This window comes from Exiguobacterium sp. BRG2, assembly GCF_031844245.1.
In the GTDB taxonomy this organism is placed as follows: domain Bacteria; phylum Bacillota; class Bacilli; order Exiguobacteriales; family Exiguobacteriaceae; genus Exiguobacterium_A.
The window spans coordinates 219,315-230,684 of the sequence record NZ_JAUZUW010000003.1 but is presented as its reverse complement, the minus strand read 5'-3'; the positions used below and the strand labels follow the sequence as shown (position 1 = coordinate 230,684).

Here is an 11,370-nt window from a genome sequence, read left to right as displayed (position 1 = left end):
TTTGTTCCTATCATTGTAACGTGAATCAAATGATGTTCATATAATGGAAATCAAAAATGTTGTAAGGAAATAATTAGATGCTATTTTTAGATTACTTTAACCCTCATAAAAAAAACGTCCTGCTCTCCTATTGTAGGAGAACAGAACGTTTCGTTTTTTACAGAAGACGATAAATCGCTTCCCATGCGGCATCGACGCCTTCTCCTGTCTCAGATGAGAAAGGAATTAAGGTATCTTGACCATCAAATTGCAATTTACGTTTGATTGCCGCGATATGTTTATCACGTTGACTCTTTTTGATTTTATCGAGTTTTGTCGCAACGACGATGACCGGTAGATCGTAATACTTCAAGAAATCGTACATCGTCACATCATCCGCAGACGGATCGTGTCGGATGTCGACGAGCTGTACGACACCTTTGAGGATTTCACGTTGTGTGAAGTACTTCTCCATCATCTTGCCCCACGCTTCACGCTCCGTCTTCGAGACTTTCGCATACCCGTAACCCGGTACATCGACGAACATGACTTCATCATTGATGTTAAAGAAGTTCAAGGTTTGCGTTTTACCTGGTTTCGAAGATGTCCGCGCGAGTGCTTTTCGCTGAACCAGTTTATTGATGAAAGAGGACTTTCCGACATTCGATCGCCCTGCGAGTGCCACTTCTGGCAACAATGGCTCCGGATAATGTTCCGGATTAACACCACTCGTAATAAAATCAGCTTTATAAATTTTCATGTTACTCTCCTTTTAATGCATGTTCGAGCACTTGCTCCATCGTCGCGACCGGAATGAATTCCATTCCTGCGCGGACGCTTTCCGGGATATCATCGATGTCCCGCGTATTATCTTGTGGTAGAAGAACGGTCGTCAAGCCCGCACGATGTGCTGCGAGTGACTTTTCCTTTAGTCCACCGATCGGTAAGACCCGTCCGCGTAGTGTGATTTCACCTGTCATCCCGACGTCCCGGCGAACCGGACGCTTCGTCAAGGCGGAAATCAGTGCTGTTGCCAGTGTAATACCAGCAGATGGACCATCTTTTGGTACAGCACCTTCAGGGACGTGGATGTGGATGTCTTGTGTTTCGTAGAAGTTCGGTTCGATGCCAAGGGACGTCGCATTTGCTCGGACGAAACTGTACGCAGTCTGAGCGGACTCTTGCATGACGTCACCGAGTTTCCCGGTTAACTGCAGTTTCCCTTTACCCGGAGCAAGACTGACTTCGATCGTCAACGTATCGCCCCCAAAAGCAGTATACGCTAAACCAGTCACTGCGCCAATCATATCTTCTAGCTCGCCTTGACCATAACGGTAGATCGGTTTACCTAAGAAATCATCTAGATTACGCTTCGTCACCGTCACCCGCTTCTTCTCACCCATCGCGATTTGTTTTGCTGCTTTCCGGCAAAGTGAGCCGAGGACACGTTCAAGATTACGGACACCGGCTTCTCGTGTATAACGACGAACTACTTCTTCTAGCGCGTCTGCTTTGACCGTCAATTGACTCTTTTTCAGACCGTGTTCAGCAAGTTGCTTCGATAATAGATGACGAACGGCAATTTCCGTCTTCTCTTGTTCCGTATAGCCACCAATCTGAATCAGTTCCATTCGGTCGAGCAACGGTCCTGGGATGTTCGAGACATCATTTGCTGTCGCAATGAAGAGGACATTTGATAAATCGAACGGTTCTTCGATGTAGTGATCGGAGAAGCTGTTGTTTTGTTCCGGATCAAGAACTTCAAGCATCGCGGACGATGGGTCACCACGGAAGTCATTTGACATCTTATCAATCTCATCCAGTAAGAAGACCGGGTTATTCGTTCCTGCTTGTTTTAAACCGCGGATGATTCGACCTGGCATCGCACCGATATACGTCCGGCGATGTCCACGGATCTCCGCTTCATCGCGCACGCCACCAAGTGAGACGCGGACAAACTTCCGCTCGAGCGCTGTTGCGATGGAGCGAGCAAGCGACGTTTTCCCGACCCCCGGAGGACCAGAAAGACAGAGAATCGGACCCCGTAGCGAATCCGTCAATTGACGAACAGCGAGATACTCAAGAATTCGTTCTTTGACCTTTTCTAGACCGTAATGATCCTTTTCGAGCTGTTCCGAAGCTGCTGAAACGTTCAAGAAATCATCGGTTGTCTCATTCCATGGTAACGAGAAGAACCACTCGAGATAGTTGCGGATGACCCCATGTTCGGGACTTGTCGCCGGTACGACAGCTAAACGACTGATTTCCTTCTCGACGTTCGCAACCGTCGTTTCCGGTAAATCAAGCATGGACAGTTGCTCCCGGTATTTCGTCGCATCGCTTTCAACGGATGCCGACTCGCCACCGAGTTCTTGTTGAATCGTCTTCAATTGTTCCCGCAAGTAATACTCGCGTTGCGATTGTTCAATCGTCTTCTTCGTCCGTTCACGCATCTCACGTTCGAGTTCGACGACTTCATATTCATGTTTCATGACGTCAAGCAACATCAATCCCCGTTGGACCGGATCCTGTTGTTCGAGGAACTCCTGTTTCTTCGAGATATCGATCGGTAACTTCGACGTGATATAGTCCGTCAATGAGTCGAGACGTTCATAGGTCTCGAACCGACGACGCTCATCTGTTCCGATACCTTTGATCCGAGAGACGAGTTGACCGAACTGTTCTTTAATTAGACGAACGAGCGCTTCTTGTTTCGCCCCTTTGATGTCCATCTTCTCGATTGGTTCGATGACTGCTTGATATCCTTCGTCCGTCTCCTCAACGTTTTCAATCCGGACGCGTTCCTTCCCGATAACGCGGACACGAACTGTATCATTCCCAAGTTCACTCATCTTCGCGATTTGAACAAGTGTACCGACCTGATGCAACCCGTCGACAGACGGCTCTGCTTCTGGATCACGTTGCGTGACGACGACGAGATCGATCTCGTGTTCCTTTGATGCAAGTAAGGCTTTTAAGGATACCGGACGCCCGACATCAATCGTCAATCCGATCAACGGATACGCGACGACACCGCGTAACGGTAAAAGTGGATATTGTTTTTTCTTCATTCGAATTCCTCCTAAACAAAAAGACTCGGAAAGGCGTACAAGTAGCCTCCGAGCCGTTTTGTCACGGTGTTACGCCGTTTCTTTTTCTTTCCCATGTTCAATTGTACCATCTTTCAACTCAAGCGTTGGACCGCGCTTACCAGTCAACGTTTCTGCTGTAATGATGACTTTCGCGATGTCTTCACGCGATGGAATTTCGAACATGATATCTAGCATAGTTTCTTCGATGATTGAACGAAGACCACGCGCACCTGTTTTACGTTCGATTGCGAGCTTCGCAATCTCAAGAAGTGCATCTTCCGTGAAGTCGAGTTCGACATCATCAAGTTGAAGCATTTTCTTATATTGTTTCACGAGGGCGTTTTTCGGTTTCGTCAAGATTTGAACGAGTGCCTCTTCATCGAGTGGCTCGAGTGTTGCCATGACTGGCAAACGACCGATGAACTCAGGAATCAAACCAAACTTTTGAAGATCTTCTGGCAATGCGGCTGCTAGAATTTCTTTTTGTGTGAGGTTACGGTTCTCTGAATCGTTTCCGAAGCCGATGACTTTTTTACCGAGACGACGTTTGATCGACTGATCGATACCATCGAATGCTCCACCAACGATGAACAAGATGTTCGTCGTATCGATTTGGATGAATTCTTGATGCGGATGTTTGCGTCCACCTTGTGGCGGTACACTTGCAACAGTTCCTTCCAAAATCTTCAGTAAAGCTTGTTGGACACCCTCACCAGAAACATCACGTGTAATTGACGGGTTTTCTGATTTACGAGCAATCTTATCGATTTCATCAATATAGATGATTCCTTTTTCAGCCTTCTCGACATCATAGTCAGCTGCTTGAATGAGTTTTAACAGGATATTCTCGACGTCTTCACCGACATAACCGGCTTCCGTCAAACTTGTTGCATCTGCAATCGCAAACGGTACGTTTAAGATACGTGCCATCGTTTGGGCAAGAAGTGTCTTACCGCTACCTGTTGGTCCAATCATGACGATGTTCGATTTTGAGAGCTCGACATCATCTGCGCGACCACCAGCATTAATTCGCTTGTAGTGATTGTACATCGCTACAGACAACGATTTCTTCGCTTTCTCTTGACCAATGACATAATCGTCAAGTGTCGTACGAATTTCATGCGGTTTTGGAACGTTCTTCAGCTCGACTTCTTCTTCGGTACCGAGTTCTTCCTCTACGATTTCATTGCAGAGTTCGATACACTCGTCGCAAATGTAAACGCCAGGTCCAGCAACAAGTTTGCGTACTTGTTCTTGTGTCTTTCCACAGAAAGAACATTTTAGCTGACCTTTTTCTTCGTTGAATTTAAACATAAAGGTCCACCCCTTTAACGTGGAAATTGTATGGATGCCTGTAGCATCCCGTCTCACGTTTTACTATTTATGATTGTAGCATGAACAAGGAAAGTCTTTCAAATCCTGGACGAACGATTTACAGTTTGATGTTCTGAACCAAGGATTGTTTGTCCTTGTTTGACCTATCGTACAAAAAAATCGACTCCAAGACCAGAAATTGGGCTTGAAGTCGATCGAAAACCATGAAATGGCTTATTTTGCTTTTGCGTTGTCGACGAGAACATCGATAGCTTTACGGAATTGAAGATCGCCTTTAAGCGTTTCAAGACCACCTTGTGGTGCAAGCATCGTTTCAAGTTGATCTGCAGGGATGTTGTAGAGTTCTGACATTGATTGAAGTTCAGTTTGAGTTTCCTCATCTGTTACTTCGATTTTTTCGTCAGCAACGATTTGCTTAAGGACGAGACGTGCCTTAACGCGCTCTTCCGCTTGCTCTTTCATTTCAGAACGCATTGCCTCTTCTGTCGTTCCAGTCAACTGGAAGTACATGTTGAGGTCGATGCCTTGTGATTGAATACGTTGTGTGAACTCTTGAACCATACGCTCGACTTCGTTTTCGACCATGACTTCTGGAAGATCAACTGTCGCGTTTTTCGTAGCCGCTTCGACTAACTCATCGCGCATTGAAGCATCAGCTTCTTGTTTGCGTGTGTTTTCGAGACGCGTACGGATTTTTGTTTTCAACTCGTCGAGTGAAGAAACTTCTTCATCCATCTCTTTTGCGAACTCATCTGTCAATTCAGGGAGCTCTTGCGCTTTGACCTCATGGATTGTTACTTTGAATGTAACTGGTTTTCCAGCGAGTGATGCTTCGTGGTATTCCTCTGGGAATGTCACTTCAAGATCTTTTTGCTCGCCAGTTTTTAAACCGATCATTTGCTCTTCGAATCCAGGAATGAAGTTTCCAGAACCGATGACGAGTGAGTAGTTCTCAGCAGTTCCGCCGTCGAATTGGTTTTCCCCATCGAAACCTGCGAAGTCGAATACGACTGTATCGCCATTCTCGATGACGCCATCTTCTTTAACGACGAGTTCTGCACCGCGTTCTTGCAATGTTTTGAGTTCAGCGTCGACGTCTTCGTCAGTAACGTTCGTTTCAACTGCTGTGTACTCAAGACCTTTGTACTCACCGAGTGTAGCTTCTGGCTCGATGACGAACGTGATTTTGAATTCGACTGGCTTGCCTTTTTCGAGTGTTTCAACGTCGATGTTTTCAAGCGCGATTGGCTCGATTCCTGATTCGACGACTGCACCTTCGATTGTGTCCTTATAAAGGATATCGAGTGCATCTTGGTACAGTGCTTCTTCACCGTACATTTTGTTAAACATTGCGCGTGGCATTTTTCCTTTACGGAAACCTGGTGTGTTCAAAGTCTTAACGACTTTCTTGAACGCTTGGTCTACCGCTTTATCAAATGCTTCAGCAGGCGCTTCATACGTGAGGACGCCGAGGCTACCTGATTGTTTTTCCCATTTTGCAGTCATGCTGAGTCCCTCCAAAATTGTCAATTAGCGTACATGTGTGTACAACAAGTCACATTATAGCACAATCGTTCTGACGATTACCACTGTTGAACGAATCGTTTCCGGATGTCTCAATCGAAGTAAATTTGCTCGAATGCGATGACTTCCGGATAGAGGATATGCACTCCCTGATATAATCGCTTTGCTAGCGGACTTAAGACACGTTCCGGCTCTTCTTTTTCAAACGACAACCCTGCTAGTTCTTCGCATGCGAGGAGCCATTTCTCCATATCCGACCCGATTGCTTCTCGTTCTTCAAGATGAATCAACTGGTCCGAACGCAAGACGAGCAAGGCTCGAAAAGGATCCATTCGTTCTAATGTATGCATCGATGCGAGTAACGCTTGTTGTTCCTGTTGATGTGCAATCAGCACTTCTTCTAAATCCTGACGCGTCGAGATCGTCCAGTGTACATCTAAATGCGGCACATAAATGTCTGCCGGATAGGACAGATGCTCAATCACACTTCCTAATAACTGATCGATGACGATTAGGCTTTGATGTTCTGTATCCTGAGCACGAAGATACTTGTGTGTAATGTAGTCAAAGAGCGCAGGTGTCCGTTCGAATTCAGCACCAGCCAAATGGCGCATTTGTTCGACCCAGCTTCCATGTTGCAACACATGCATCAACGCCGTTCCAGAAGTTACGGCACTCTGAGTAACATTGTTTTTTTGAACCGGTGTCGTCTTTTGTTCTCGCACCGTCATCCGCTGTTTAATCTCGTCTAATCGAAGCGCAAGTCCATACGGCAGATACGGTGACGCCGAGCGTAGAGCGAGCTTCATTGGATACCGTTCTCCGAGTTCATAAAGAAAGAGTGCGAGCACTTGCTCCACACCCTCGACTTCAAGAAAACGTTCTGCTACAGTCTCGTATCGTTCACGGTCATGCAGTAAAAACGGCTGGATGACATAGAGTCGGTATAATACATCTTCTCCTATCAATTGGTCAGTCTCTAATTCTTTTACCAGCCGTTCTTGTTCAGCTGCCGGCAAACGGAGGACCCGAGCTCGTTCTGCTTCTAGTTCGTGTTCCATCCAGCGGGATGTCTCCATATTCCTGCACTCCTTCATTCAACTACTTATTTCGTAAACGGATCGAGCAAAGACGTCCAGTTTGTGATCGCATCTTGTAATTTCCCTGCCTGTTCGATACCGAGACGATTTAATGTATCGAGAGAGACGTCTGTTTCAAGAAGTCGTGTGATGTCTTCTGATTGATTCACGAACTGCTCGAGCTTTGCACTTAAATTTTGTAACTCTTGCGGTGGATTTTCAAGTCCCGCCAATCGTTGGTCGATTTGGTCCAGCTCTTGATTGAACTGATCAATCGTTCCGTTTTCCTTTAACTTTTCGATTTGTTGGTCGAGCGCTTGCTCCGGATTCGTGGATTCGCGTGCTTTCGTAGCCGCTTCATTCAAAGAAGAAGATAAGTCGGACGTGACTTGTGCGGTATCTTTCGCAATCCCTTGAAGTTCTCCAGCATAATCGACACTATTTTTCACATCGTTGACCTGTTGTTTTGCATCATCAACTGTATTTGAAATCTCACTACATCCTACAAGAAACGTACTGAGTAACAGGACTGTTCCAACTTTCTTCCACATCGCTTTCATCCCTTTCAAGTTCATGATACCTTAATTATAAGCGAAAATTGAAATAAAAAAAAGAGACCGCCCTCGTAAGGGCAGTCTCTATTTTAATTATAGCGTCCCAAGAGGGATTCGAACCCCCGACCGACGGCTTAGAAGGCCGTTGCTCTATCCTGCTGAGCTATTGGGACGTGTCAACACGAATAAACTATACTAGAACAATTCTTTCGTGTCAATCACATTACAAAGATTGCATTTATTTTATTACAAAAATGTTCCGTCGAGGTGAAGTGCATTGACGCGATCCCCGTTCATGTCAAGAAAATCGACAGAATAGCGGTCTTGTTCTACTTCAAGAATCGCATACGTCTTGTCTGGGCGATGGCGTGGCATCCGAATCGATCCTGGATTGATGAATAACACACCATCCCGATACTCCGCCTTCGCAACATGAGAATGACCATACAAAACGATATCAGCTTGCTTTTCGTTCGCATGATGTTGCAAGACATCTAGGCTATATTTGACGTCCTGACGATGTCCGTGGACACAGAGGACCTTATGCTCGTCCATTTCCGACGTGACTTCTTCCGGGAAATCGTGTCCATAATCACAGTTCCCCCGTACAACACGATATGGATATAACGATTCAATGTCGCGCGTCAATTGAGAGTCTCCACAATGAAAAGCCAAATCCACGTCCTGATGCCGTTCGAATATCGTAAGCAGTTCTTGTTCTAGTCCATGGCTATCACTAACGATCAACGCTCTCATTTTCATCACACTCCTAGGAAAGTAGTTAAGTCCTGTTCGAGCTTGCGCAATGCATTGCCACGATGACTGATCATCGCTTTTTCTTCTTTCGTCAACTCAGCAGCCGTTTGTCCACTTGCCGTGACGAACAATGGGTCATAACCGAAACCGTTCGATCCCTTTGCTTCAAAACCGATTCGCCCTTCCATTGTTCCGCGTACCGTCAATGTTTCGCCTGTTGGTTTTGCTAGCGCGAGTACACAAACGAAGCGTGCCGTCCGCTCCTCTTCCGGAACACCTTCTAACTTTTCAAGTAGTAGAGCGTTGTTCGCTGCATCCGACTTTTCAAGACCCGCGAAGCGTGCCGAGTAGACACCTGGAGCGCCATCTAAAGCATCGACTTCAAGACCTGAATCGTCAGCAAGTACTGCGTGACCAAAGTAGGCTGCTGCTTCTGTTGCTTTTAAGAGTGCATTCTCCTCGAATGTTTCACCTGTCTCATCCGTTTCTTTAGCATCCGCATGATCGAGTAACGACTCGACTGTATAGCCGAGACGCCCAAGCATGCTTTCGAGTTCCTTCACTTTACCAGCGTTATGTGTTGCGACGATGACTTTCATTTATGCTCCCCCACTTCTTCTCCTACATACCACCACGAAACACCGAGTGCCTCGCGACCGGTTTCAATCAGTTCCTTAATACCTTTTTCCCCAAGTTCGAGCATTTCGAGCATCTCTTGACGGGAAAAGGTCGACTCTTCTCCTGTTGCTTGCATCTCGACGATTTTACCGGATGACGTCATGACGAGATTGAAGTCGACTTCAGCTGCAGCATCCTCTTCGTAGCATAAATCAAGTAAGGCATTCGATCCGACGATTCCAACTGAGATGGCGGCGATGCCCTCTTTGATTGGTGTATCGGTCAATTTTCCCGCTTGAATCAGTTGATCGATAGCTCGAACGAGTGCTAAAAATCCACCGGTGATCGATGCTGTTCGTGTTCCGCCATCAGCTTGAATGACGTCACAATCGATCCAGATCGTCCGTTCACCAAGTTTTTCTAAATCGACGACCGCCCGAAGTGATCGGCTAATGAGACGTTGGATTTCCATCGTCCGCCCCGTCTGTTTGCCGCGAACGGCTTCTCGTGCAGTCCGCTGAGCGGTTGCCCGCGGTAACATCGAATATTCCGCATTGATCCAGCCTTGGCGTTTTCCACGTAGAAATGGTGGTACCCTTTCCTCGACGGTCGCCGTGCAGAGGACTTTCGTATCACCCAGTTCAATCAAAATCGAACCTTCCGCGTGTTTATTGATGTCAACTGATAACTGTACTGGACGGAGATCGTCCGCCGTTCGTTGGTCTGTCCGCATTTAATCTTCCTCCGTTCCAAGGACGATGCGCTCCGCATGAATGGGCTGATCGAGCCAGTCCGTTGCAATTTGGTCGAATGAGCGGATATCGCCTGTCGCGTAATAACGATGTTCTGGTGTTTGTGTCACATCTGCTGAAATCGTGTTGTAGTCAAGTAGTGCTGCTACTTCGAGTGCGGTTTCATCCCCTGAAGAGATGAGTTGAACGCCTGGTCCGATGACCCGTCCAATGACATCTGCTAAAAGCGGATAATGGGTGCACCCGAGTATTAGTGTATCCATATCGTAATTCATCAAAGGTCGTAGCGTATTCGCCACGACACGTTCGACGTATGCGCCATCCGTCTGCATCGACTCGACGAGCGGAACGAATGGCGGGCACGCTAACGATTCAACGACGACTTGTCCTTCGACATGTCGTAATGCCTTCTCGTAGGAATTACTTGTAATCGTCATCTTCGTTCCGATGACACCGATTCGTTTCGTACGTGTCACCTTGACTGCTGCACGGGCACCCGGATCGATGACACCGATGACAGGTATATTTAAACGTTCTCGCGCTTCTTTTAAGACGACAGCCGTAGCTGTATTACAGGCGATCACGATCAATTTCACATCTTGTTGTACGAGATAATCAATCATCTCCCACGTAAACTCACGAATTTCTTCTTCTGGACGCGGACCATACGGACAACGTAGTGTATCCCCGACATAGATGATTCGCTCATGAGGCAACTGTCGCATCAATTCACGTGCGACCGTCAATCCACCGACTCCGGAATCCAGTACTCCAATCGCTCGATTCACTCTTCTCCACCTCTTTCTATCAATCTTATGGTAACAAAAAAGGACGACGGTGCAAGACCGGCGTCCGAGAATGTACGATTACAGGATTACTGAGCAAGACCTTCGCTAGTCAGCATATCTGAAAGAGTCGTGATTGCTTCAGAAGCATCGTCACCGTTTGCAACGATTTTGATATCTGAATCTTTCGCGATTCCGAGTGAAAGAACACCCATGATTGACTTCAAGTTGACAGTCTTTCCGTTGTATTCCAAGTTGATGTCTGATTGGAATTTAGAAGCTGTGTTGACGAGCTGAGTAGCGGGACGAGCGTGAATGCCTGAATCCGCGATGACTTTGAATGTTTTTTCCATGATTAAGAAATCTCCCTTCACTAATAACGTACTAGTGAGTCGTTTTCGAATATGTGAACTCATTATCAAATGATAACGGATTCGAATCGATTCTGCAAGGAATTTTTATATGCCTCACTCCATGGGAATGCTTTCCCGGCACGATTGATTTGTACCATCGATGTCCGTCCTGTGAACATCAATTCACCCTGTTCATCAAATGCCGCATAATGGACGTCACACGATGCACTTCCGACATGTACTGGGTACGCATAGACGGCGAGACGTGTCCGTGGATACACTTGGCGAATGTAATTACACTGGGCATCCGCAACGACGATGATCCCGTCTTCTGCAAGCGAGTATCCGGTCTCCTCTAACATCAATGTCCGAACGTCCTCGAAATAGATGAACGGTACCCTGTTATTCATATGACCATAGGCATCCGTCTCTGCAAAACGAACAGCGACGTCGAGTCGTGTTCCATGTTTCATTTGTTCAAGCCATGATTCGAGTTCTGAAATATAAGCTGGTACGCGCACAATCGGTTCCTCCTGTCTGAAT

The 11,370-nt window shown here is 46.6% G+C and carries 12 protein-coding genes and 1 tRNA gene; all 13 read right to left on the bottom strand.

Annotated elements, in window-relative coordinates:
* Nucleotides 1-157 precede the first annotated feature (157 nt).
* Complete coding sequence (yihA, locus tag Q9R23_RS06210; RefSeq protein ID WP_023468975.1) at nt 158-739, bottom strand: ribosome biogenesis GTP-binding protein YihA/YsxC; 582 nt, start codon at nt 737-739, stop codon at nt 158-160.
* A 1-nt stretch (nt 740) separates the two neighbouring features.
* On the bottom strand, nt 741-3,050 hold the full coding sequence (gene lon, locus Q9R23_RS06205) for an endopeptidase La (protein ID WP_311246613.1): 2,310 nt from the start codon (nt 3,048-3,050) through the stop codon (nt 741-743).
* A gap of 69 nt (nt 3,051-3,119) precedes the next feature.
* Complete coding sequence (gene clpX, locus Q9R23_RS06200) at nt 3,120-4,385, bottom strand: ATP-dependent protease ATP-binding subunit ClpX (protein ID WP_023468977.1); 1,266 nt, start codon at nt 4,383-4,385, stop codon at nt 3,120-3,122.
* A 234-nt stretch (nt 4,386-4,619) separates the two neighbouring features.
* Nucleotides 4,620-5,912 (bottom strand): trigger factor, encoded by a 1,293-nt coding sequence (tig, locus tag Q9R23_RS06195; RefSeq protein ID WP_290772025.1) that lies wholly within the window; start codon nt 5,910-5,912, stop codon nt 4,620-4,622.
* A gap of 110 nt (nt 5,913-6,022) precedes the next feature.
* Nucleotides 6,023-7,009 (bottom strand): hypothetical protein, encoded by a 987-nt coding sequence (locus tag Q9R23_RS06190; RefSeq protein ID WP_290755026.1) that lies wholly within the window; start codon nt 7,007-7,009, stop codon nt 6,023-6,025.
* Nucleotides 7,010-7,035: 26 nt separating this feature from the next.
* Nucleotides 7,036-7,560: a hypothetical protein gene (locus Q9R23_RS06185; RefSeq protein WP_290755027.1), complete on the bottom strand. Its 525-nt coding sequence runs from the start codon at nt 7,558-7,560 to the stop codon at nt 7,036-7,038.
* A 102-nt stretch (nt 7,561-7,662) separates the two neighbouring features.
* Nucleotides 7,663-7,736 (bottom strand) — tRNA-Arg (locus Q9R23_RS06180).
* A gap of 73 nt (nt 7,737-7,809) precedes the next feature.
* Nucleotides 7,810-8,319, bottom strand: a complete 510-nt coding sequence (locus Q9R23_RS06175; RefSeq protein ID WP_214852973.1) for a metallophosphoesterase family protein — start codon at nt 8,317-8,319, stop codon at nt 7,810-7,812.
* Between the two features lie 5 nt (nt 8,320-8,324).
* Entirely contained in the window at nt 8,325-8,918 is a 594-nt protein-coding gene (locus Q9R23_RS06170; RefSeq protein WP_311246612.1) for an XTP/dITP diphosphatase, read from the bottom strand.
* On the bottom strand, nt 8,915-9,670 hold the full coding sequence (rph, locus tag Q9R23_RS06165; protein WP_214852967.1) for a ribonuclease PH: 756 nt from the start codon (nt 9,668-9,670) through the stop codon (nt 8,915-8,917). Before rph ends, Q9R23_RS06170 begins: the two co-directional genes overlap by 4 nt.
* Nucleotides 9,671-10,477 carry a glutamate racemase gene (gene racE / locus Q9R23_RS06160; RefSeq protein ID WP_035406391.1) on the bottom strand — a complete coding sequence of 269 codons (807 nt, stop codon included), beginning with the start codon at nt 10,475-10,477 and terminating at the stop codon, nt 9,671-9,673.
* An 86-nt stretch (nt 10,478-10,563) separates the two neighbouring features.
* The gene (locus Q9R23_RS06155; protein WP_012371023.1) at nt 10,564-10,827 is read right to left on the bottom strand and encodes a phosphocarrier protein HPr; all 264 of its coding nucleotides are present in this window, start codon (nt 10,825-10,827) and stop codon (nt 10,564-10,566) included.
* Between the two features lie 65 nt (nt 10,828-10,892).
* Nucleotides 10,893-11,348: an acyl-CoA thioesterase gene (locus Q9R23_RS06150; RefSeq protein WP_290755031.1), complete on the bottom strand. Its 456-nt coding sequence runs from the start codon at nt 11,346-11,348 to the stop codon at nt 10,893-10,895.
* Between the last annotated feature and the right edge of the window lie 22 nt (nt 11,349-11,370).

Excerpts from the sequence above, each read along its gene's own strand:
- Q9R23_RS06175 (WP_214852973.1), bottom strand. The coding sequence starts at position 8,319 with ATGAGAGCGTTGATCGTTAGTGATAGCCATGGACTAGAACAAGAACTG.
- rph (WP_214852967.1), bottom strand. The coding sequence starts at position 9,670 with ATGCGGACAGACCAACGAACGGCGGACGATCTCCGTCCAGTACAGTTA.
- yihA (WP_023468975.1), bottom strand. The coding sequence starts at position 739 with ATGAAAATTTATAAAGCTGATTTTATTACGAGTGGTGTTAATCCGGAA.
- Q9R23_RS06155 (WP_012371023.1), bottom strand. The coding sequence starts at position 10,827 with ATGGAAAAAACATTCAAAGTCATCGCGGATTCAGGCATTCACGCTCGT.
- Q9R23_RS06170 (WP_311246612.1), bottom strand. The coding sequence starts at position 8,918 with ATGAAAGTCATCGTCGCAACACATAACGCTGGTAAAGTGAAGGAACTC.
- lon (WP_311246613.1), bottom strand. The coding sequence starts at position 3,050 with ATGAAGAAAAAACAATATCCACTTTTACCGTTACGCGGTGTCGTCGCG.
- tig (WP_290772025.1), bottom strand. The coding sequence starts at position 5,912 with ATGACTGCAAAATGGGAAAAACAATCAGGTAGCCTCGGCGTCCTCACG.
- Q9R23_RS06185 (WP_290755027.1), bottom strand. The coding sequence starts at position 7,560 with ATGTGGAAGAAAGTTGGAACAGTCCTGTTACTCAGTACGTTTCTTGTA.
- clpX (WP_023468977.1), bottom strand. The coding sequence starts at position 4,385 with ATGTTTAAATTCAACGAAGAAAAAGGTCAGCTAAAATGTTCTTTCTGT.
- Q9R23_RS06190 (WP_290755026.1), bottom strand. The coding sequence starts at position 7,009 with ATGGAGACATCCCGCTGGATGGAACACGAACTAGAAGCAGAACGAGCT.